Source organism: Mycolicibacterium helvum (assembly GCF_010731895.1).
GTDB classification, from domain to species: Bacteria; Actinomycetota; Actinomycetes; order Mycobacteriales; family Mycobacteriaceae; genus Mycobacterium; species Mycobacterium helvum.
This window is the reverse complement of record NZ_AP022596.1, coordinates 4,279,754-4,301,521: the sequence shown is the minus strand read 5'-3', so window position 1 is coordinate 4,301,521 and position 21,768 is coordinate 4,279,754. Positions and strand designations below refer to the sequence as shown.

The 21,768-nt window shown below is 64.8% G+C and carries 24 protein-coding genes and 1 tRNA gene; 9 read left to right on the top strand and 16 right to left on the bottom strand.

All coding sequences use genetic code 11. The features are described from left to right. Window positions 1-18: 18 nt before the first annotated feature. From G6N38_RS20190 to G6N38_RS20165, 6 genes are all read right to left on the bottom strand, one after another. On the bottom strand, window positions 19-849 hold the full coding sequence (locus G6N38_RS20190; RefSeq protein WP_407663004.1) for an MlaE family ABC transporter permease: 831 nt from the start codon (window positions 847-849) through the stop codon (window positions 19-21). 41 nt (window positions 850-890) lie between these two features. Further along, on the bottom strand, window positions 891-1,700 hold the full coding sequence (locus tag G6N38_RS20185; RefSeq protein ID WP_170314226.1) for an MlaE family ABC transporter permease: 810 nt from the start codon (window positions 1,698-1,700) through the stop codon (window positions 891-893). A gap of 316 nt (window positions 1,701-2,016) precedes the next feature. Continuing rightward, the gene (locus tag G6N38_RS20180; protein ID WP_163749816.1) at window positions 2,017-3,627 is read right to left on the bottom strand and encodes a phytoene desaturase family protein; all 1,611 of its coding nucleotides are present in this window, start codon (window positions 3,625-3,627) and stop codon (window positions 2,017-2,019) included. Window positions 3,628-3,697: 70 nt separating this feature from the next. After that, window positions 3,698-4,600: a spirocyclase AveC family protein gene (locus G6N38_RS20175; RefSeq protein WP_163749815.1), complete on the bottom strand. Its 903-nt coding sequence runs from the start codon at window positions 4,598-4,600 to the stop codon at window positions 3,698-3,700. An 86-nt stretch (window positions 4,601-4,686) separates the two neighbouring features. After that, window positions 4,687-5,793 (bottom strand): phosphotransferase family protein, encoded by a 1,107-nt coding sequence (locus G6N38_RS20170; protein ID WP_163749814.1) that lies wholly within the window; start codon window positions 5,791-5,793, stop codon window positions 4,687-4,689. Continuing rightward, window positions 5,784-6,941: a DUF7064 domain-containing protein gene (locus tag G6N38_RS20165; protein ID WP_246227342.1), complete on the bottom strand. Its 1,158-nt coding sequence runs from the start codon at window positions 6,939-6,941 to the stop codon at window positions 5,784-5,786. The genes G6N38_RS20170 and G6N38_RS20165 overlap by 10 nt, the downstream gene beginning before the upstream one ends. A gap of 94 nt (window positions 6,942-7,035) precedes the next feature. Between G6N38_RS20165 and G6N38_RS20160 the strand changes: the two genes are divergently transcribed. Then, window positions 7,036-7,683: a TetR/AcrR family transcriptional regulator gene (locus G6N38_RS20160; RefSeq protein WP_407662772.1), complete on the top strand. Its 648-nt coding sequence runs from the start codon at window positions 7,036-7,038 to the stop codon at window positions 7,681-7,683. A gap of 56 nt (window positions 7,684-7,739) precedes the next feature. Here the strand turns inward: G6N38_RS20160 and G6N38_RS20155 are convergent, their stop codons facing one another. Further along, window positions 7,740-8,543 carry a hypothetical protein gene (locus tag G6N38_RS20155; RefSeq protein WP_163752138.1) on the bottom strand — a complete coding sequence of 268 codons (804 nt, stop codon included), beginning with the start codon at window positions 8,541-8,543 and terminating at the stop codon, window positions 7,740-7,742. Between the two features lie 313 nt (window positions 8,544-8,856). Between G6N38_RS20155 and G6N38_RS20150 the strand changes: the two genes are divergently transcribed. Continuing rightward, window positions 8,857-9,492 (top strand): TetR/AcrR family transcriptional regulator, encoded by a 636-nt coding sequence (locus tag G6N38_RS20150; RefSeq protein WP_163749813.1) that lies wholly within the window; start codon window positions 8,857-8,859, stop codon window positions 9,490-9,492. Window positions 9,493-9,581: 89 nt separating this feature from the next. Here the strand turns inward: G6N38_RS20150 and G6N38_RS31035 are convergent, their stop codons facing one another. Next, entirely contained in the window at window positions 9,582-11,711 is a 2,130-nt protein-coding gene (locus tag G6N38_RS31035; RefSeq protein ID WP_281357818.1) for a cellulase family glycosylhydrolase, read from the bottom strand. Here G6N38_RS31035 and G6N38_RS30800 point away from each other — a divergent pair. Together G6N38_RS30800 and G6N38_RS20140 are read left to right on the top strand one after the other, a co-directional pair. Beyond that, window positions 11,704-11,985, top strand: coding sequence for a hypothetical protein (locus G6N38_RS30800; protein ID WP_281357817.1), 282 nt, complete (start codon window positions 11,704-11,706; stop codon window positions 11,983-11,985). The two genes, G6N38_RS31035 and G6N38_RS30800, sit on opposite strands and share 8 nt — an antisense overlap. A gap of 287 nt (window positions 11,986-12,272) precedes the next feature. Further along, window positions 12,273-12,671 (top strand): VOC family protein, encoded by a 399-nt coding sequence (locus G6N38_RS20140; protein WP_163749812.1) that lies wholly within the window; start codon window positions 12,273-12,275, stop codon window positions 12,669-12,671. A 42-nt stretch (window positions 12,672-12,713) separates the two neighbouring features. On the opposite strand, the gene G6N38_RS20135 is transcribed toward G6N38_RS20140, so the two are convergent. The 5 genes from G6N38_RS20135 to pgm form a co-directional block, all read right to left on the bottom strand. Next, a complete protein-coding gene (locus tag G6N38_RS20135) occupies window positions 12,714-12,971 on the bottom strand; it encodes a DUF3297 family protein (RefSeq protein ID WP_163749811.1) in 258 nt (85 codons plus the stop codon). A gap of 459 nt (window positions 12,972-13,430) precedes the next feature. Next, window positions 13,431-14,702 (bottom strand): ATP-binding protein, encoded by a 1,272-nt coding sequence (locus G6N38_RS20130; protein WP_163749810.1) that lies wholly within the window; start codon window positions 14,700-14,702, stop codon window positions 13,431-13,433. Between the two features lie 326 nt (window positions 14,703-15,028). Continuing rightward, window positions 15,029-15,101: transfer RNA gene (locus G6N38_RS20125), tRNA-Ala, on the bottom strand. A 52-nt stretch (window positions 15,102-15,153) separates the two neighbouring features. Then, window positions 15,154-16,416, bottom strand: coding sequence for an MFS transporter (locus tag G6N38_RS20120; RefSeq protein WP_163749809.1), 1,263 nt, complete (start codon window positions 16,414-16,416; stop codon window positions 15,154-15,156). Continuing rightward, window positions 16,413-18,047, bottom strand: coding sequence for a phosphoglucomutase (alpha-D-glucose-1,6-bisphosphate-dependent) (pgm, locus tag G6N38_RS20115; RefSeq protein WP_163749808.1), 1,635 nt, complete (start codon window positions 18,045-18,047; stop codon window positions 16,413-16,415). Before pgm ends, G6N38_RS20120 begins: the two co-directional genes overlap by 4 nt. A 68-nt stretch (window positions 18,048-18,115) precedes the next feature. On the opposite strand from pgm, the gene crcB (G6N38_RS20110) reads away from it, so the two are divergent. The 3 genes from crcB (G6N38_RS20110) to G6N38_RS20100 are packed head-to-tail and all read left to right on the top strand — an operon-like array spanning window position 18,116 to window position 19,934. Beyond that, window positions 18,116-18,514 (top strand): fluoride efflux transporter CrcB, encoded by a 399-nt coding sequence (gene crcB / locus G6N38_RS20110; RefSeq protein ID WP_163749807.1) that lies wholly within the window; start codon window positions 18,116-18,118, stop codon window positions 18,512-18,514. Next, entirely contained in the window at window positions 18,511-18,876 is a 366-nt protein-coding gene (gene crcB, locus G6N38_RS20105) for a fluoride efflux transporter CrcB (RefSeq protein WP_163749806.1), read from the top strand. Before crcB (G6N38_RS20110) ends, crcB (G6N38_RS20105) begins: the two co-directional genes overlap by 4 nt. Continuing rightward, on the top strand, window positions 18,873-19,934 hold the full coding sequence (locus G6N38_RS20100) for a putative PII-like signaling protein (RefSeq protein WP_179968415.1): 1,062 nt from the start codon (window positions 18,873-18,875) through the stop codon (window positions 19,932-19,934). The genes crcB (G6N38_RS20105) and G6N38_RS20100 overlap by 4 nt, the downstream gene beginning before the upstream one ends. Window positions 19,935-19,938: 4 nt before the next feature. Here G6N38_RS20100 and G6N38_RS20095 read toward each other — a convergent pair whose 3' ends face one another. From G6N38_RS20095 to G6N38_RS31030, 3 genes are all read right to left on the bottom strand, one after another. Further along, a complete protein-coding gene (locus G6N38_RS20095; protein WP_163749804.1) occupies window positions 19,939-20,271 on the bottom strand; it encodes a cupin domain-containing protein in 333 nt (110 codons plus the stop codon). A 15-nt stretch (window positions 20,272-20,286) separates the two neighbouring features. Beyond that, window positions 20,287-20,670, bottom strand: a complete 384-nt coding sequence (locus G6N38_RS20090) for a hypothetical protein (RefSeq protein WP_407663003.1) — start codon at window positions 20,668-20,670, stop codon at window positions 20,287-20,289. Window positions 20,671-20,764: 94 nt separating this feature from the next. Beyond that, on the bottom strand, window positions 20,765-20,890 hold the full coding sequence (locus tag G6N38_RS31030; protein WP_281357816.1) for a hypothetical protein: 126 nt from the start codon (window positions 20,888-20,890) through the stop codon (window positions 20,765-20,767). A 10-nt stretch (window positions 20,891-20,900) separates the two neighbouring features. Here G6N38_RS31030 and G6N38_RS20085 point away from each other — a divergent pair, with 10 nt between their 5' ends. Next, on the top strand, window positions 20,901-21,092 hold the full coding sequence (locus G6N38_RS20085; RefSeq protein WP_163749802.1) for a hypothetical protein: 192 nt from the start codon (window positions 20,901-20,903) through the stop codon (window positions 21,090-21,092). Between the two features lie 68 nt (window positions 21,093-21,160). Further along, window positions 21,161-21,664 carry a hypothetical protein gene (locus tag G6N38_RS20080; RefSeq protein WP_179968582.1) on the top strand — a complete coding sequence of 168 codons (504 nt, stop codon included), beginning with the start codon at window positions 21,161-21,163 and terminating at the stop codon, window positions 21,662-21,664. Window positions 21,665-21,768 lie beyond the last annotated feature (104 nt).

Here is a 21,768-nt window from a genome sequence, read left to right as displayed (position 1 = left end):
AACAACAAAGTGGGCCCCTTAACCTTTGAACACGAACTGCGGACGCAAACCCCACAGCATGATGGTGGTCGCAAGATCCAGAACCATGATCGTCACCAAACTCGAACGGATGGCCCGCCCGGAGGCTTGGCCCACCCCCACCGGACCGCCGGAGGCGAAAAACCCGTAGTAGCAATGGATCAACGTCACGGCCGTGCAGTACACCACGGCCTTCAACAGCGACGCGGCGATATCAGCCGGGGTGAGAAACTCAACGAAGTAGTGCTGGTACGTACCGCCCGGCTGACCGTAGAAGACGCGAATGATGATGTCGCAGGACACGAAGCTGACGCTCAGGGCCAACAGGAAACCCGGTATGACACACATCAACCCGCCGATGACCCGGGTCCCCACCACGTAGGGCACCGACCGCAGACCCATCGCCTCGACCGCATCGATCTCCTCGGCAATGCGCATCGAACCGATCTCGGCGGTCATCCGACACCCCGCCTGCGAGGCGAACGCCACGCCGGCCACCAACGGCGCCATCTCCCGAACGTTTCCCCAGCCACCGATGACCCCGGCCAGCGCTCCCAGCCCGATGAGGTTCAACGTCGCGAAAGCCTCGATGGCGACAATGGCCCCGACGGTGACACCGAGGATGGCGAGCACGCTGATCACGCCGCCGTCAACGATGACCGACCCTCGCCCCCAGGCCAGATTGTTCATCACCTGAAGGGTTTCGCGCCGGTAGCGACGGATCGTGATAGGCAGCAACCACACCGTCTGCGCGATGAATGTCACCCATTGTCCCGCTGACACCAATGGACTCTGCACACTTCTGCCCGTGTAGCGCCAGAACCCGAACAAGGCCGACGGGACGGAAGCACGGTGCGTCGCCGGGGCCGCCACTATGCCACCGCCATCGGGAAGAACATCGTTTGCAGTTGGGTGAGCGCCAGATTGACCGCCACGATCAACAAGACGTTGAGGACCACCGACGCGTTGACCGCATCGGCGACTCCCCGCGGACCGCCCTTGGCTTCCATGCCACGTTGACAGGAGATGACCGCGACGATCGCGGCGAAGCAGAATCCCTTACCCATGGTGAACCAGACATCCACCATCTTCGCGAACGAACCGAAGGACAACCAGAAACTACCCGGCGTGACACCGTTGACCACCGTGGCGATCACGAACGCCGCACCCACCCCCATCGCAATGACGATCACCACCAGGATCGGCGTGATCAACTGCAACGCCAGGAAGCGCGGCACGACCAGTCGTCGCACTGGATCAATTCCCAACGTGCGCAACGCGTCGAGTTCCTCCCGAATCGCACGAGCACCGAAGTCCGACGCAATCGCCGAAGCGGCCGCACCACCCATCAATAACCCGGCCGTCACCGGCGCTCCCTGCCGCAACACCGCGACACCCGTCGCCGACCCGACCAGGGAATTGGCCCCCACCTCGTTCACCAGACCCGAAAGTTGCACCGCCACCATCGCGCCGAACGGAATCGCCATCAACACCGCCGGCAAGGCGGTCACCTTCAACAAGGTCCAGGCCTGAATGATGAGTTCGCCGAACGGCAGCCGCAGGGTGAGGGTGTCGATCACCGCGTAGCGCAACACCGCGGCTGCGAGCAGAACACCGCGGCCCGTCGTTCCCGCACTGCGCACCGGGATGTCGACAATCCGTCGCCCCGCCTTGCCGATCACAGCGCCGGCAGTCGGGTTCCCCGCGCCGTGCGGGGACCTTTCGCGAGCGCCGGCGACCGGACTGGTTGCGGGGCGTTCCGGATTCTCAGCAGTCCTCACGACGCCACCACAGCCGTCCGGCGTGGTCAATTCAGTCAATTCGGCCTCCAGGCGACGTGTCACAAACGTCCCTTTCGCGGAGTACGGATCAATTTTCTAACGGTGCGTAAATTCGCTGAACAGAGTGCCGCGCTGCTCGACATCCGACAGCATGGTGACGTCCAAGACGGCGCCCGAGTCACCGGCCGTGCTGATGCGCTCCTCATCGATTCTCCGGCTAGCCCGTCGTATCGCGCAGAACCGTTTGCGCGGCCAGCTTTCCCGGCAGTGCGCACACACCGCCGACCGGATGAGTTCCGGCCCCGCTGAGGTAGAGCCCTGGCACGGGGGTTCGGTAGCCGCCGAAACCGGCCGCGGGCTTGAGGGGTCCGAAGCGGGTGATCAGCGGGTCGACGTGGTAGACGTTGCCTGCGGGCGCGTTGAAGCGGCCCTCGATGTCGGGCCCGCCAAGTACTGTGCGACCGATCTCGAGGTTGTCGAGACCCTCGTAGTAGAGCGCGCTGTCGCGCAGCACCGAGTCGCCGATCTTGTCGCGCACGTCTTCCCACGGCTCAGCGGGCGTCACCGGGATAACGCCGGACCACAGCCACAGATTGCTCCGTCCGGGGGGCGCCTGCGTGGGATCGACAGCCGACGGGATGATCGCGCAACTGACGGGCACGGGGTCGGGCCACTCCCCTCGCACCAATGAATTCCAGCCCGCGTCCTGCTCTTTCAACGTGTGCCAAGCGATCAGGTACTTGCGCAGGTCCAGTCCGTCGCCTCGCCACTTCTCGTGGCGTTGCATCGACACCTCGCCGTCGATCGCGACGTTGATCTTCAGCGATGTCGCATGTGTCTTGCGGATCGGAATGTCGCGGGCTCGCGCGGACAACCTGGAATCGAGCACCCCTGCCGGTAGCAGCTCATTGAGGGTCACGACGGGATTGCACGTGGTGATGACGGCTTTGCGCGCCTTGATCACCTGGCCGCTCTCGAGCTGTACGCCGGTGACGCGGTCTTGGCTCATGACCAATTCGCTGACGCGGCAGTCGGTGTGAACCGTCCCGCCGTGTGCGAGCAGGCAGCGATGAAGCGCCGCGGGCAAAGCTCCAGTGCCACCTACCGGCATGGCGTTGGCGACCTTCTGCACGACGCCGAGATAGATCATCGCCCAGGCGGTCATATCGAGGCGCATCTGCGAGAACGCGGCCATGGCGGCCAGCGCTCCCTTCGGCAGCTCGGATTCGAAGTTCTCTTCCAGGAACTCGGTGTGCGATGCCGTGGCCATCTGCCGCAACGACCACAACCGCTTCGGATGGCGGGCCGCACGGGCGACCGCTTTGCCCATTTCGGCGTTCCACGGTCGCAGTGGATGGGACTTCATATAGGCGACGACGACGTCCATGGCCGGATCAAGGGCATTGGCGAGGTCGAGCCAGACGCGGGCGTCTTTCGGCGAGAACCGACGCAACTCGTCGGCGGTTCGACTGGCATCCTTCCAGATCGCCAGCGAACTACCGTCGGGCGAGAGCTGCACGTGTGCGGGATCGACCGAGATCTGCCGTAGGCCGTACTTGTGCAGTTCGAGTTCTTCCGCGACACCGGAGAGCCGGAAAATCCCGGTGAGCTGAATTGCCCCTTCGTTGAACAGGTGTCCCGGCGCTTCGGGCAGAGTGGCATTGGTCGAGGTCATGCCCCCGACGGTCGGAGACGCCTCGATCACGGCCACCGAGTGGCCCGCCTTGGCCAGATAGCAGCCCGCCGTCAGGCCGTTGTGGCCGGCGCCGATGATGACGAAATCGGCTTCGCGGGGCGGGGATTGAGTTTGCCTTGAGGGTGCAGCCACTGTGCAGATCACTTTCGTAGGGTCGGTCGGGCTTGGACGGCTGGTGATGGAACTGCAGGGGATACGTCGGTCAGCCGGGCATCATGAAACTGGGCGGGGAGATGATCGAGTCCGGGTTCACCGACATCCAGCTCCACGGGAGGAAGTAGCTCAGCGCGGCCCACACCGCGCAGAAGCCGATGACGGCGAGAAGTTTGACGGCCGTGTGCAGCCGCGGCGACCACCGCTGAATCCCTCGGTGCAGCCATGGCAGCCCGTCCGGGCTGTCATGGGCCGACATTCTCAGGTACGTGAAACCCGCCGCGTACGCGGCGACGAACACGCTCTCGTAGACGGGGAATTGGTAGGGAGTGCCGGCGAATACGGTGAATGCCTCCCAGGTGCGCGGGAACGCATACACCTGGGTACGCAAGAACAGTTGCTCGATGACGATGTCTACGAACAGAATCGCCACGAACGCGATGCTGAACGATCGAATGTTGGCGATTCCGGGATGACGGCGTCGCAGCGCGAGGATGATCCTGCACTCGATGGCCGCCAGTCCGATCCCCAAGTACAGGTATTGCGGGACGAACCAGGCGAGGCCCTCGGCGTAGCGGGTCGGCCCCTGGTGAAGCGGGAAGAACGCCAGCCAGGAACCAGCATTCAGCGCGTGAGCGTTCCAGGCGAACGTGTAATGGAAGTAGTTGATCAGCGGGTCGATCCCCGATGCGAGAAGCGACCCGATGACGATCATGCCGTCAAGAGTCAGACGTCCTTCACGCCGCAACGGGCGAATCAGGAACGTCCAGATGGTGGCCGCCGCAATGAGCAGGCTCAGCACCTCGATGACCCGCAGGATCAACAGGGCGGTGCCGGAAAAGGTGTCGGGACCGTGGATCGGCGCGGGGGTGAACTGACTGTCTGAGGTGATCCAGCGGGTCCATGCCTGCCCGACGAACAGGATCCATGCGACCCCCAGAACTGCCCACATCGACACACTGCCACCTCGCCCGGAGGCAGCGGAGGCACCGGGCTCCGGCGACGCCACATGTGGTGCGGAATGTCTCGTGCTCATGGTCACCTATTGCCGATGAAGGAGGTGGACAGTCCGTTCGGGGCGGGCAACTCGAGGAGTTGGGCCAGAAGTTGGCTCGCCGGGTTACTCAAGGCCATCGGCGAGTCCTGCGGCAGCAGGCCCATTGCGATCATCATGTGCGCGGCGCGCACCATGATGATCGACAGTTTCGTCGCAGCCAGCACTTCGTAATAGTCCAGATCGGCCGGGGTGAAGCCGGTGCCGGCTTGGTAGTGGGCCACCGTCTCCGCGCGTGTCGGGATGCCTTCCGGCAGTGGCAATCCGATCCCGTCGGTGTGATGGCGCATCAGGAACAGCCACCACCCCAGGTCGACCTCGCGCGGGGCGACGGTGACCATCTCCCAGTCGAGAACCGCGGCCGGCGTCAGGTCCGCGGCGAAGATGATGTTCCCGACCCGAGCGTCGCCCCAGTTGAGCACCTTGGGCCCAGCCGGGGTGGGGACGTGGTCGGCGAGCCATTCCAGTGCGTGTTCGATCGTCGGGTTGGCCTCACCTTCGGCCGCCCAAGCGAAGGTGCCTCGCCAGTCGTCGATCTGCCGGCGGACGGCGTCATCGGCGTCATCCAGGAATTGCAGGCCCAACGCCTGCCAGTCGACGGCATGGATGCTGCCTAACACGTCAATGCTGTTGTGCCACATCTTTTTCCGTTGACTTGCCGTGAGATCCAGCACCCATCCCCCGGCCGTGAAGGGCGGGTCGTCGGACGGCACCTGCCCGTCGACCCGTTCCATCACCAGAAATGGTGAACCGAAGACATCCGGGGCCTGCTCATAGAAGTGGACCGTGGGTACCGGGACATCGGTGTGCGATCCGAGCGCCTGCAGCACCCTGGCTTCCTTGCTGAGGTCGTAGGCCGGGAAAACCCCGGGTCCGTCGGGCTGTACCCGTGCCACCAGGGCACTGCGGCGGTCCTGTCCGTCTTCCGGCCATTCGGCAGTGAACAGCACGGTTTCGTTGGACATACCCGCCGACTCCGGGACCACGAGATCGGTCACCCGTACCGGTTGTGCGCCGCCGGTCCTGGACGTCAACCAACGAGCCAGCCTGGCGGCCGCCTCCTGCGTGTCGATCGTGTTCTTCAGCGCCATTGTTCTTGAGCTTCTTTCGTCGTCGGGTTGGTCAGCTTGAGCGAGGACCGGCCGCCGGCCATCGCCCGCTGATAGGTGTCGAACCAGATCTCCTGATAGGTGGCGTGACTGATCCGCCCCTGCTCGTCCTCCCAGCGGTAGACGCTGTCGCGGAACGAGGCGTTGGGCCATGCCGGGATCGAGGCGCTGGCTATGGCTTCGCCACGGAAGCGATAGACCTCGCCGCGATCGTCCTCGGCGGTGAGCTCCTGACGCGTGGCCATGTGGAGCCGGGGGTGATACTCGAGCACGTCGCGACGCACCGAGGTGATCGCGCGGGTTTCATCCCCGCGCTGCACCCATGCGTAGTGGTGCGAAGGCCGATCTCCCACGTCGTAGAGACCAGCCCACCGCGGCTTGGTGTCGAGGGGTTCGAAACTGATCTGGTTGAAGATCAGGTCGGGGCCGAAGTACATCGGCGACCATCCGATCGGCGGCATCGGCACCGCGCCCCTGCGCTCCACGCGGACCTGGCCCCAGGACCGATCCCGCGGAGCGAAGCAGTCGACGTCATATGACCTGCCGTCCAGCACAAGCTGACCGGTAACGTGCATGAATTGCTCACTGCCACCGGGCCTTCGGGCCAGATCAGCCAGATCAGCCAGATCAGCCAGATCAGCCAGATCAGCCAGATCAGCCAGATGATGGTGTTCTTCTTCGCCTGGCATGATGTGCCCCCGCGCCAGGAGCGGGGTGACCGCCTCGGCGATGAGGTCCAGTGTGATGCGACCGTCACCCGCCGCATAGCGCAGACGGGCCGAGCGGCCGGGATCGGTGAATTCGATCGTGAGCCCGTTATCGGTGGTGATGGTGTTGTTGTCGATCTTCGGCCACGGCATGGTGATCTCGTAGTCGAGGTAGGCCATGTCGGTGTATTCGACGTTGTCGTTGCCCTGGAAGACGCACACGCCGCCCTGCGACAGCGGGAATGCGGGTTGGTACCGGACATACAGGAAAGCACCGATCGCCGCTTCGGGGACCGAGAACCCGAAATAGTGCGTGTGGATGAGGTGCGGATCCCAACTCTCCCCGGCTTCGGGCAACGGGATCAGCAGGTCGGTCTCTCCCGGGTGAGTGTGCAGGTCGGTGGGCACTGCGTTGGACGTCACAAGCCGCTTCTTTCAATCGTGATCCAGCTCACCGCTGGCTGCGGCTAACATAACCTCCCATGAATGATCTATCAAGTATGAATGGAGATTCATATTGGAGAATTCCGGCGCGCCGCTCAACGACAAGCCGGCTTCGCGGACCGAACGTCAACGTCAACGGGTCCGCCGGCGACTACTGGACGCTGGTCGATCAGTAGTTGCGGCGAAAGGTGTTGCGGGCCTGCGCATCCAAGAGGTCACCGACACCGCTGATGTTGCGCTGGGCTCGTTCTACAACTACTTCGAGTCCAAAGAGGAGTTCCTCGAGGCGATCATCACCGAGAGCCTCTCGGAGCTGGCCGCCACGACGGTGGGCGCACCCGAGGACATAACCGATCCGGCGGAAATCGTGGCACTGGCCAGCCTACGGGTGATCCAGATCGCCTATACCGAACCGGAGTTCGCCCGGCTCATCGCCAACATCAGCCATTCAGAGGCTCTGTTCGGGCGCGCTCTGCATCCTTTCGCCGAGGAGGCCGTGGCGCGCGGCATCGCCGGCGGGCGATTTATCGTCATTGACATCGGAGTGCTGCTGACGTCGGTGATCGGCGGGGCGTTCGCCCTCATCCGCGAAGTCCTCGACGGGCGCCACGGCCCCGGCGCAGAAGAGGCATTCGCCCGCCACACGCTCGCGTCCCTGGGGCTTCCCCCAGCCGCTGCCGCTACCGTCGTCGCCAAAGTCGTTTCTTCGGAACGAGATTAACCGCAGAGGAAATGGGCCGGCCGAGCGAACGCTGTCCGCCCGGCCGGCGCGCGCGCTCAGACCGGTGCCGGCACCTTGGCAGAGTCGCCGGTTCCGAATAGCGCAGCCTTGAGTACCCCGATTTTCGACTTGATCAACACCTCGTCGTCGGGCCTCGCGACCACGAAGGACAGCACCCAGACGAATGTCAGCGCCAGGCCGAGCGTCACCAGCCAGGCCAGGTGACTGACCAGCAATGACGAATCGCGATTCAGCGCTGTCCAGACCGGCCACGCCGCTGCGCCATTGCCGATCCCGTCAGCCATCGGGATGAATGCGATGACAAGCGCCAGCCGCCATCCGGGCAGATGCGGGCGCATGCGGTAGATCAATGCACCGGCAGTAAGCGGCATCAGCGGGTTGACGCACACCCACCACAACGGCAATCCCCAGAAGTTCAGCGGCTGAGGGCCGTAGTACTCGTAGGCACCCATCAACACCCCCGGGCTTTCGAGCCAGATGTTGATGAAGACGTCGATGAGATACAGCTGGAACACCGCTTTTCGGGTTATCCCAGTGCTGAAGATGCGATAGGCAAGGAAGGCAAGGCCGCCGACGTACCAGATGTAGACGAAGTTGATGAACAGCGGGAAGTCGCGGCCCATCGACGAGAAAGTCGTCGTCACCGCGCCCTGGCGGATGTAGCACAAGCCCAACGTGTCAACGATCGGTTCGAACAGGCACGCGATGCCGCCGCCGATGAGGCAATAGGTCAGCAGCGGTCCGCGCCCGGTCACCAGGTGTTTGACGGCGAAGAAAACCATCACCAGCACAGGTATGCCGAGGAAGATGGTGAAGACCACCTCCGGCACGAACGGCATCGGCGTCGTGGGGTGCGCGGGGATCGCCGGCGCCGCCAGCAAGATTTCCTGTCCTGACACATCGCTCCTTCACAGCATGTCGCTGAATATCACTGACCGCCGGGCCAGAAGCCCCGTGGACACCCTCCGGTTGAAGCCCGGCGAGGCCGTCGGTCGGAGCGTAACCGTGACTGAATCACTTTTCAATAGTGAATAGTCAATCACTCAGGTGGGTGGTGGCGCATCGGTCACCGGCAAGGGTGCGTGGAACGCGAACACCATTACTTCGCGGGGCATCGGCGCTAGCCGGCGCCCGTATTGGACAATCTGTGACGTGTCCACCAACGAGAAACCGACGACGCGAACCACACGTCAGCAGCAGCGCACTCGTCGATTGCTGCTCGACGCGGGTCGCACCCTGATCGCGACGAAGGGTGTGCCCGGCCTGCGCATCCAAGAAGTCACCGAGCAAGCCGACATCGCGTTGGGCTCGTTCTACAACTACTTCTCCTCCAAGGAGACGTTTCTCGAAGCCGTCATCACCGAAAGCCTGTCCGACTTGACGTCGACCACCATCAGCAATATCGACGAGGACACCGATCCCGCGATCGTGGTGGCCAGCGCCACCCTGCAGGTCATCAAACTCGCCTACGACGAGCCGGATTTCGCGCGACTCATTGTCAACATCGGCCACTCCGAAGCCCTGTTCGGCGCAGCCGTACATCCACACGCCCGGATCGCCGTAGAGCGCGGAATCGCCAGCCGCCGATTCGTGGTGCCCGACATCGGTGTCCTGCTGACGTCGGTGATCGGCGGGACGTTCGCCTTGATCCGGGAGATCCTCGACGGACAACACGGCCCGCACGCCGAAAGAGCGTTCGCACAGTACGTGCTCACAGCGTTGGGCCTGCCCCCGGTTGAGGCGCTTGCCGTCGTCAATGAAGCGATAGCAAAGGCGGACCGCCCGTAGTCGGACGACTACGAAACCGGCTTCACCGAAACAGCTTTCGATATGCCTCGGGTGGCCGAATTGCTGCTGGAACCAGCTGGCAACGCTAGCTAGACGGTCGGGCTCACGACGACGCTGATGGTGCTTGCGCCCTGGTCTGACGCGATGACAAGTTGAGCGGCGTTGGGCGCCGAGACGACGTGTCCCCCGCTGACCGTCACCTGATAGCCGTTCGGGTACTGCACCGCGGGCACTGAGATCGTGCTCAGCGATCCCTCAGCGAAGGTGCCGGAGCCGTCGACCTTCGCCGTCGAATAGCTGAAGTTAAAAATGCCGTTCTTGACCGACCAGGCGCTCGGGGTGCCAGACACTATCTGCGGGTACGGCGCGGACAGTATCGCCAAATTGCCGGTGTTCACGTTGTCGCCAACCGGCGGGAGCGCAGGGTCGTACACCAGGCCCTCCGTGTTCGGCGATCCGGTGATGTCACCCACACCGGTGTATGCCCACTCCGTCCAGCCCATCAGGTACCGGTCGCCCGACGACATCTCCTTGGTCAGTGTCGAAGCGTCGCTGGTGGCGCCGAACTCGTTCATCACCGCCGGGACGTTGTGGCGCTTCGAGTAGCTTTGCGCCTGTGCGGCAAGCGTGTTGGCGATCTTGGTGCACAGGACACCGCCGATGGGCCCGCAGTAATTGTGGAACGCTAGAACAACACTCGGGTCAGTGATTTGCCCCAGCAGCGCCACCGGAAGACCCAGAAGAGTGGGAACCTCTGTCACCGCGGGGTTCGGCGGTTCCAGGTAGAGCGCGGTGGTCGCGTCGACGGAACGGATGGCGGCAGCCACCTGTTGATACATGGGTGTCAACTGCTGCACAGCGAAGAACGAACCGCCAAGCATTGCGACCGGATAGTTCGAGCCCGGGAAGGGCTCATTCATGATGTCGTAGCCGATAACGGCCGAGTTGCCACTGAAGTAGCTCGCGACATGCTGCCACACCAACGCGTAATTGTCCTGCAAGCCAATGCCATTCGGCGAATCGGCGTTGCCCCAGAATGCGTCCCAGGCGTGGTTCATCGCAGCGTTGACGTAGTAGTTCCCCGGGAAGCCCGAGTTCTTGTTGGGTCGGCCGCCACCGTCTGATGCCCAGTCGGGCGCGCCTTCACCGTAGAAGGTGCTGCTGTAGAGGTCCTGGTGCATATCGATGATGGTGTAGATACCGTGGTCGGCCAACATCTGCACGGTCTGCTGGATCGAGTCCAGATAGGCGGTGTCGATCACCCCCGGTTGGGGCTCGATGCCGGCCCAGATCACACCCAACCGCACAACGTTGAAACCGTTGTCCGCCAAGAACTGTGCGTCGGCTTCATTGAAGCCGCTGGCCGATGGTTCGTAGGGCGCCAGCTTGTACACCTCGTTGACGCCGTGCAGGATGACAACCTGTCCGTCGCTCGTGGTCACCCATGTGCCACTGGTCGACAGTGGCGGCAACGAACCGCTGGGTGTGGTCGCGACCGCTGAGGCGCCGGAATCGCCGACCGCACCATGATTGCCGAGCCAGCCCGCCGTCCCACCAGCGCCACCGAGCGCCGGTAGCCCGGTGGCGACACCACCAACACCGCTCTTGCCGGCATTGCCGCCGTCGCCACCAGTGCCCAAGAACGCGGCGCCGTTGCCACCGTTACCGCCTCGGCCACCATCGGAGCCGTCACCACCGGCACCGCCGCGGCCACCGATGCCGAACACCAGGCCTGCCCCGTCGCCACCGGCTCCACCAGCCCCGCCGACGGCACCCGCCGCGCCGGTGCCACCCGCACCGCCGGTGCCGCCAATGCCCATCAACGAACCGCCCGCACCGCCCGCACCGCCGGCCGCACCAGCGCCACCGGCTCCACCAGCTCCGCCGTTGCCCAACACTCCGGCCGCTCCGCCATTGCCACCGACAACACCGTCCACGTCGCTGCCCCAGCCGGCACCGCCGTCGCCGAGAAGCCACCCACCAGCGCCACCATTGCGGTGATCTTCAGTCCCGGCCGCACCGTTGCCGATCACATAGGAACCCGCCACGGCGTTGATGAAATCGTCGACCTGGCGACCGACCTCGCTGACGATCCAGGCCTGCACCACGGCGTGCAGCGGGGTGTAGACGACCTGCTGGAACAGCCCGGTCAGGTTGGCCGGCAGCGATATCCGCGCAGCGGTCGCGCTCGCGGTCGCTGGTGTGGTGTCCGTGGTCACCGCAACGGCGGCGGCCCTTGGCGTCGACGCCGCACCACTCCCCGACTTGCCGCGTGTATACGAGGTTTCCAATGCCGCGAGCACGGTCGAGACCGCGGCCTCGGCGGCGTTCACCGGATCGGCGGGAGCAGCGCTCGCCGATGCCGTCGCGGGCCGCGCCGTCACCTTCTGCGCCGGGGTCGAGAGCTTCGGCTTTCGGTTGGCCGTTGCCTTCGGCCCTTGCGAGCCCGCTGCGCTTCCCGCATGGCTGCGGGCCGATGTGGCGGTTGAGTGACCAGCGCCAGAGTCATCGGCGTCTGCCCACGCCACCGCGCTTGCCGAAGCCAAAGCCACGCCAATGCCCAGCGCAACGGCCAACCCACCTACCCGACCGATATGAGCGGACGCGTTCATAGATTTGTGTATACGGGACCCGACCTGCTGCATAGGTGGTTTCCGCACATCGGCACCGCCGTCTTCCCGGTCGCACCGGGGGTGGCTGAAGGCGCAGCCTCGACCAAGCGGGCAACTACGCGCTATTAGCCAGTTGCACCACCATCGCGGCGGATTGCACGATAGCTCATGCTTGGACACCTGGGGATCAACGTCACCGATCTAGCGACAGCCCGGATCTACTACACAACGCTGATGCCCCTTCTCGGGTTTGAACCGTTCCTCGACGACGGTGACCAGTTCGCCTTTCGTCCCGCAGCAGGCAAGCCCGGGACGTACCTGTTCTTCTACCCGGCCACCGATCCCGGTCGCTATGCGCGCGAGAGCACCGGACTGCAGCACCTGGCTTTCATGGTCAAATCACGATCAGCGGTCAACGAAGTCCATCGTCTCGTGCAACGACTCGGCGGGGACGTAGTGCATGAGCCGCAGTTCTTTCCGCAATACCCGCCGCCCTACTTCGCGACCTTCTGGCTCGACCCATTCGGTTTGATGCTCGAAGCCGTCTGTCACCACGACCGTGACTGACAGCGCGCCGTGAAGAGTGAGCTGGGGATTCGAAGGCGTCCGCTATTTTGCTAGGCGGAAGTAAGGTTCGACCGTGCCGCTGAGCTTGACGACCATAGGATTTCCGCGGCGGTCCTTCGCGGTAGAGACCTCGACACGCACCCAACCCTCGGCCACGTTGTATTCGTGAACATTGGTTTTCTCGACACCATTGAAGCGAATACCCACGTCGCGGCTGAGCACCTCTTCGCTATAGAAGGCGCTGCGCGGATCAATGGAGAGGTGATTGGGCGGAACGTCTGCGTTCTGGTCCTCGGGCATGATGGCTTTCGTTGAATGCTGCGTTGATTCTTGGATGTGGTTCTCCAAGAACCTACGCGACCCTGCGGTAGCGGGCACGTAGGGGTGACGGGCCGCGTCGGAGGGGGTTACGAAGCGCTGGGACGTCAGATCAGCTCACGCGGCCTGCGAAACCTGAGAAAATCTGGATACCGTCGCGGCGATGTGGATAGCAGCTCATCGATCGGATTGCGCTCTTGGTGTCGCCACCGCACTGACGGTGGGTGCGGTGTCCCGAAATCATCTGACTTAGGGTTTTTCAAGTGGAGCTAAGGGAATTCGAACCTCTGACGCCCACAGCGCCAGGACCGGGCAGATGCCGTGAACAGGCCATTAACGACCGATTCGACGTATAGCTAGCTTCGTTGGTCCAGCAAAGAACGATCGCCTGTCCTTGCGTCGCTTGGACTCATCTCAACCGAAGACGTCATGTTCGACGCATCACGGACCCAGCAGCGCCAGCGGGACCACGCCGATGCCGTCGCGGCGACGGTACGCGTTGGGCCCGGTATTGATGATGACCGCGTCGAGCAGGTCCCCGCGGAGGTGGTCGGCCAGCCAGCGCAAGTGCGCGCCATCTCGATCTTCGACCGCAGCGGCCAGTTTCACCTCGATCGCGAGCACTTTCCCGTCGTCGCGCACCACCACCAGATCTATTTCGTGGTCGCCATTGCGTGTCCGGAGGTGGCCGACAGTGGCCTCGGCGGCCTGCGCAGCAACCCGTACACAAAGCGTGACCAAGGATTCGAAGAGATGCCCGAGCATGCCGCCAGCCTGAGGCCCAATCGGCCTGCCTTCACCACTGAGAAGCGCATCCACGGACAGGCCAAGTAGACGCGCCGCCAACGCTGGATCGGCCAGGTGATGCTTCGGCGATTGAGCCAAGCGCGCCAACGGGTTTCCCGCGGGCCCCCAGGCAGGCAGCGGGTCCAGCAGCCATAGCTGAGTGAGCGCATCTCGGTACGCGACAGTCGTTGAACGCGCCGGCTTGCCACTGACCCCGGCTGTGGCCGCGTCGAGCACTGCGGTGTAGCTAGCTGTCGTGGATGTGGCTGCAGCGTAGGCACGCAACCACCCCAACATCGCATCAGGCTTACGAACGGCGAGCCCTTGCTCGGGCACGTCTCGATCAACGGCGTTGCGCAGATACGAATCAAGCTGAAACTTCAATGCCCGCGCACCGAGAGTCCGCATGCCCGGGAAACCCGAAGTCACGATCTCATGCGCGTAATCGGCCAACCGAACGTCCGTCACCCCGTCGAGCGACAGCCTGCTCCCAGTGAGCAATTCGCCGAGACTGACCGTCGGTGACGCGATCCCTCGCTCCGACAACGTCATGGGACGCATGCGCAACCGCCCAATACGCCCCGCACCGGAGTGCGCCGTCGCTCTATGGCGGGGTGAAGCGCTCCCGGCAAGGAGAAACTGGCCGCCCATCGGATCGTCGTCGACAGCGCGCCGCACGACATCCCAAACCTCTGGAACCTTCTGCCACTCGTCGATGAGCAGGGGCCGCGGTCGGCTCAACAGCAGACCCGGGTCGGCATGCACCGCCTCAAGGTTGGGCTTTGCATCGAGCCTCAGCAGGCCGACCACTCGCTGCTCGGCTGTCGTCGTCTTCCCAACTGCCTTCGGGCCGTCGATCGCGATCGCCGGTATCTGTCCGAAGATCTCATCCAGTTCGTCGTCGATGATGCGTCTGGCGTACCGCATGGGCTCATCATACAATTAGCACAGCTTGAATCAGTCATATAGCAGGAACTGAATCAGTCAATTAGCATTACCGTCGCTCACCCATACGCAGATCGTCGGACCAGCTCGGGGATCAGCACGTGAACCTCCGAAGTGAAGACAGCGCTGAACGTCGCTGCTCCAGGCTGCCTGCACGGCACGATGTCCCGGCACCTCCGGTGGGTACACCCACGATCACGCAGTTCATCAAGAAGACCACGGTTGTCGTCAAACCGTCGACCAGCCTGAGCCCGACAGCAAAACCAAGAAACCCGCCCCGACCTAAGTCGGAGCGGGTTTTCCAAAAGTGGAGCTAAGGGGATTCGAACCCCTGACCCCCACACTGCCAGTGTGGTGCGCTACCAACTGCGCCATAGCCCCAAGCGTGCTCACCGAAGTTACACCACCGGCGGGCGCGCTTCAAAATCGCTGGTCAGGGTAGCTCGCCGGCGGCCTCCGGGCCCAGTGGCCGGGCCGGGGTGTGTTCCAACGGCGGGGCATCGCGCGTTTCCGGCGCCAGCAGCCACCCGATCGAGGCCAGGACCAGGATCGCGCCGCTCATCGCGAACGCCGTCTCGAACGACAAGTGCTGGGCGATCTCACCGACCCCGAGCGACCCCACGATCGACCCCAGATCCGACATCATCTGGAACGTCGCCACCGCCGTCCCGCCGCGGGCCTTACCGATGATGTCGGCCACCGCTGCCTGCTGCGGCGCGGTGAACACCCCGGTACCCGCTCCGGCGATGAACGCACCCACCAGGAAAACCGGCAGTGACGTCGCCGCCCCGACCACCGCGGTCGTCAGCCCGGAAGCCGCCAGGCCGGCAATCAGCAGCGGCCGCCGCCCCGTCCGGTCAGACAGCCGCCCCGACGGAATCACCGCCGCGACGTTGCCGGCCGCGAACGTCGCCAGCGCGGCACCCGCGACCCCAGGCCCGCGGTGCAAAGCCTCGGTGACGAACAGCGGAACCAGCGCGACCCGAAGCCCAAACGCCGACCATCCGGTGGCGAAGTTGGACAGCAGCGCCGCCCGATAGGCCCGATGGCGCAGCGCCACCCGCAGCGTCACGGTCAGCTCGTCGGCCGGAGCGGGCGCCGCCAGATGAGAATGCCGCAGGCTGATGAACACCACCGCCGCGGCAATCAGCAACGCCACGCCGTAGATGAGGAACGGCGCGGCCAGGCCGAGCCCGGCGGTCAGGCTGCCCATCAGCGGGCCGGCCACCGAGCCGACCAGAAACGCGCTGGAGAACATGCCCGCCACCCGACCGCGGGCGTCGTTCGGACTGATCCGGATCATCAGCCCCAGCGCCGAGACGAAGAACATCGTCGAGCCGATCCCGCCCAGCGACCGGAACACCAGCAGCTGCCAGTAGGTATGGGCGAACGCGCAGGCCCCCGTCGACAACGCGACGATGATCAGGCCGCTGACATAGATGCGCCGCTCCCCCAGCCGCTGCACCAACATGCCCGACGCCGGGGCGAAGCACAGCCGCATCACCGCGAAGGCGGTGACGACGAACGTCGCGGCGCTGATGCTGACCCCGAAGTTGCGCGCGAACTGCGGCAGCACCGGCGCCACCACGCCGTAGCCGAGGGCGATGACCGCGTTGGCCGCGATCAGAACCCAGACTTCCCGCGGAAGCTTGGCCTGCGCTTGCGAGGGACAGTCACCCTCCGCGACAGAACTCACGAGATGACTGTATTCACCACCTCACGGGCGGCTTGCTGCACCTCCGCCAGATGCTCGGGGCCCTTGAACGACTCGGCGTAGATCTTGTAGACGTCCTCGGTGCCCGACGGCCGCGCGGCGAACCAGCCGTCGGCGGTGGTCACTTTCAGCCCGCCCAGCGGTGCGCCGTTACCCGGCGCGGCGGTCAGCTTCGCGGTGATCGGCTCGCCCGCCAACTCGGTGGCAGTGACCTGCTCCGGGGACAGCTTGGCCAGCCGCGCCTTCTGCTCGCGGTTGGCCGGGGCATCGACGCGGGCATAGACCGGCGCCCCGTACTTGGCCGCCAGCTCGGCATAACGCTGCGAGGGCGACGATCCCGTGACCGCCAGGATCTCCGAGGCCAACAGGGCCATGATGATCCCGTCCTTATCGGTGGTCCAGACCGAGCCGTCGCGGCGCAGGAACGACGCACCGGCCGACTCTTCACCACCGAAACCGATTGTGCCGCCGATCAATCCGTCGACGAACCATTTGAAGCCGACCGGCACCTCGATGAGTTTGCGGCCCAGACCGGCCACCACCCGGTCGATGATCGACGAACTGACAGCCGTCTTGCCGACCGCCACACTGGCCGGCCAATCCGGCCGATGCGAGTACAGGTAGTCGATCGCGACCGCCAGGTAGTGGTTGGGGTTCATCAGCCCGGCGTCGGGGGTCACGATGCCGTGCCGGTCGGAGTCGGCGTCGTTACCGGTGGCGATCTGATACGAGTCACGGTTGGCGATCAGCGACGCCATCGCGTTCGGTGAGCTGCAGTCCATCCGGATCTTGCCGTCGGTGTCCAGCGTCATGAACCGCCACGTCGCGTCGACCAGCGGGTTGACCACCGTGAGGTCGAGGTCGTGCCGTTCGGCGATCGCGCCCCAGTAGTCGACACTGGCCCCACCCAGCGGGTCGGCACCGATGCGGATCTTCTCGGCCCGGATGGCGTGGATGTCGACGACGTTGGGCAGATCCGAGATGTAGGCGTCGAGGTAGTCATGACGCTGGGCACGCGAGAGGGCGCGCGCCAGGGGCACCCGCTTTACCCCCCTGAGCCCGTCGCGCAGGATTTCGTTGGCGCGCTTGGCTATCACGCCGGTGGCATCGGTATCTGCCGGGCCGCCATTGGGCGGGTTGTACTTGAACCCACCATCGCGCGGCGGATTGTGCGACGGAGTGACGACAATACCGTCGGCCAGACCGACCGTCAGCCCTCGGTTGAACGCGAGGATGGCGTGGCTGACCGCCGGGGTCGGGGTGTAACGATCAGCCGAATCAATCATGGCCACAACATCATTGGCGGCCAGCACCTCCAGCGCCGACACCCAGGCCGGCTCGGAGAGCCCGTGGGTGTCACGGCCGATGAACAGCGGTCCGGTGGTGCCCTGCGCAGCCCGGTACTCGACAATCGCTTGAGTGGTGGCCAGGATGTGCGCCTCGTTGAACGCCCCGTCCAGGCTGGAGCCGCGGTGCCCCGACGTACCGAACACCACCTGCTGGTCGATGTTGTCGGGGTCGGGTTTCACCGCGTAATACGCGGTGACCAGATGGGGCAGATCGACGAGGTCTTCGGGGAGCGCCGGCTTGCCGGCGCGGGGGTTAGCCGCCATGGTGCCAATTCTGCCTTCCTAGGGGCGATACTTGCTCGCGGATTCATCCACGGTTCAGGGGGTAGCCCATGTTCGGCCACGACAACCGGGAACTGGCGGCCGTGTTCGTCGGCGGTGCGGTGGGAACCCTCGCGCGCGCGGTCCTGGCGACGGTGTTCGCCGACGACCCCGCACGCTGGCCATGGGCGACCTTCGGCGTCAACATCGTGGGCGCGTTCCTGCTGGGTTACTTCACCACCCGCCTGCTCGAACGTCTGCCGCTGTCAAGCTACCGCCGCCCCCTGCTGGGTACCGGGTTGTGCGGCGGGCTGACGACGTTCTCCACCATGCAGGTCGAGACGCTGAAGATGATCGAGCACCACCACTACGAACTGGCGGCCGCTTACACCGTGGTCAGCGTCGCCGCGGGTCTGCTGGCGGTGTACGTGGCGACGGCGCTGGTGCGCCGAGTCAGGATCCGCGCATGACCCTTGCGGTGTGGGCCGGCGTGATGATCATCGGCGGGCTGGGGTCGGTGGCCCGTTACATGGTCGACCGGGCGGTAGCCCGCCGGGTCGCGCGGTCCTTCCCGTTCGGCACCCTGGCCGTCAACATCAGTGGCGCGGTGCTGCTCGGGTTCGTCAGCGGTCTGACGTTGAGCCACCATGCCGCACTGTTGGCCGGCACCGCCTTCGTCGGCGCCTACACCACCTTCTCGACCTGGATGCTGGAAACGCAGCGGCTGACCGAGGAGCGCCAGATCTGGCCCGCGGTGACCAATCTCGTCGTCAGTGTCGTCCTTGGCGTCGCCGCCGCGATGCTCGGCCAATGGATTGCGAGCCTGCTGTGAACGACACATACCTGAAGTTGACCGCATTCTTCGGTGAGCGCCAGCGCGACGGGTCCCGCTTCCTGGCCGAGGCGATGCTCGACCTCTATGCCCAACACGAGGTGGCCAACAGTGTGATGCTGCGCGGCATCGCCAGCTTTGGCCCGCGCCACGTCATCCGCAGCGATCAGTCCCTGACACTGTCCGAGGATCCGCCGATCGCGATCGCCGCCGTCGACACCGCGGCAACGATCGGCGGACTGATCGACGACGTCGTCGGCATCACCACCCACGGCTTGATCACCCTGGAACGGGCCCGGCTCTACCGCGATGGGGTGCCCGAGGGCAACGACGCGGTCAAACTCACCATCTACGTCGGCCGCCGGCGCCGGATCAACGGCGCAGCCGCCTTCTACGCAGTGTGCGATCTATTGCACCGTCACGAGTTCGCAGGAGCGACGGTGTTCCTCGGCGTGGACGGCACCGCACACGGTCGACGGCGTCGTGCCCGCTTCTTCAGCAGCAATGTCGACGTGCCGATCATGATCATCGCGATCGGCACCGCCGAGCAGGCACACCGCGCGGTGCCCGAACTCGAAGCGATGATGAACGAGCCGCTGGTGACGGTGGAGCGCGTTCAGGTGTGCAAGCGCGACGGCCAGCTGCTGGTGCGCCCGCCCGCGCTGCCCGCCGTGGACGCGCACGGCCGCGAACTGCGCCAGAAGCTGACAATCCATACCGACGAATCGACGCACCACGACGGGGCGCCCATCCACCGCGCACTGGTACGGCGGTTGTGGGAGTCGCAGACGGTCAGCGGCGCCACCGTGCTGCGCGGCATCTGGGGCTTCCACGGTGACCATAAACCGCACGGCGACAAGCTGATTCAATACGGGCGCCAGGTGCCGGTGACCACCATCGTCGTCGACACCCCCGATGTCATTGCGCAGTCCTTCGACATCATCGACGAAGTGACCGGCCGCCACGGGCTGGTCACCTCCGAGATGGTGCCCGCCCAGCTGATGCTCGACGGCGACGTGCGCGCGGGCGGAACCGATCTGGCTGACTATCGGTACTAAGTGATCAGCTGTCGGCAAGGACCGTCAGCAGGATCACCGAGTCGTCGACCGCGTGCAGGCCGTGCCGTTCCCGCGGCACCACCAGCAGATCACCTTCGCGACCCTCCCAGGCATCGTCAGCGGTGGTCAGGCGGACATTGCCGCGCAGCACCTGCAGCGTGGTCTCCCCCGGGCTGTGGTGGTCGCTAAGGTCCCGACCACCGGCCAAGGCGATCAACGTCTGGCGCAGCTGGTGATCGTGACCACCATGCACGGTGTGTGCTGCGCGGCCACTGTTCGACGAGCGGGCCTTGGCAAGCTGTTCATCGGCGAGCTGGGACAGCGAAACCGATTCCATAACATCCTCCAGTTCTCAAAAATTAAGCAGCAGAACGCCACCCACGAGCAGCGCCACCACCTTGACAACTTCGACGACGACGTAGGCGTAGTGCGCCTGTGATCGCCCCGCCTCGCCCTGGCGCGCGTCGGCGAGCACCGCATCGGAGCGCCGTGTCAACGCCGGGCGCACAGCGATCAACTGGATCAACAGTGCAGCGACGGCCACCAGGACCGCCGCGACGACACCGGTGCTGGGTGTGCCAATCACCAAGGCGACGACGATGACCGCCGCCAGCACGGCTTCGCAGGTGTTGAGCGCACGGAAGACGAGTCGGCCGATTCCCAACCCGAGCGCGATAGTGACACCGGGAGCGCGGAACTTCAGCGGCGCCTCGAGGAAGGAGATCGCCAGCACCATGCCCAGCCAGACGAACAACGCCGCCACCGCGACCGCCGTCCAGTGCGCCACCACGTCTCCTTACTGCCAACCCGTGGCGAGTTCGGCTACCCAATCACCGGCCTGCGCCGGGTCCTCCGGCGGCGACAGCCACCGCCTTGATCACCGCGGACTCGGCGCCGGCACCGATCCCCAAAGCGTGCCACCCGAGGCGCATACCGCGCATCATCGCACGCGTCATGATGGTCGCCATGAGCGATGACCCGGTGGCGACGCTGCAACGGTGGGAGGATGCCGGCGCGCACTGGGCGGTGATCGCTCGTCACGCCGAATCGGTCACCGTCGGCCTGTATCGCTGTGACGGTGGCGAAGAGGTCGACCGGTTCACCTCAGCCGACCCGACGCTGTTGCAGTTCGTGCGGGATCGCGACGGCAGCTTTTAGAGCTGGATGCGGCCGCTGTTCCACCAGACGTCCCACACCGGCCGACGACGTCCGGTAAACACATGGAGATGCGCAAAACGGGGTGGTGCGCGGTGGTCGGACTTGCGGTCATCGCGTTGACAGGCTGCAGCGAGAGCAGCCACACCACGCCCACGCTGACGAGCACAAACACGAGGACCACAACCAGCACGGTGGCTGCCGCATTGGTCCCGCCGCCCCGGACGGTGAAGTGGGTGGACTTGAAAGCCGGTGATTGTCTGGCCGCCCCACCGCCGGCCGATCCCGCGGTGGTCACGGTCAGCGTCGTCGACTGTGGACAACCGCATCGAGCGGAGGCATATCTGCGTGCTCCGATCCCGGTCAATGCTGCCCTGGCCGGCGTCGCCACCAGCGACTGCGCGACCGGCTTTCAGCAGTACACCGGCGCCGCACCAGCAGCGGACACGTACACCACCACATACCTGATCGACTCCGACCAGGACCGCACATCCGACAACCCCTACCCGAGTACGGTGATCTGCCTATTGCAGGGCGCCGACGGCAAGCCGCTGACCGGTTCGGCGCGCCGCTGATGCACTTCGGGTTGGGCCTCATAATTCCAGCCGGTAAGGTTTGTATGTTGTCTGAGGAATTCCAAGGTCAAAGCGCGGCCGATCTGAACATAAGGATTTGGATG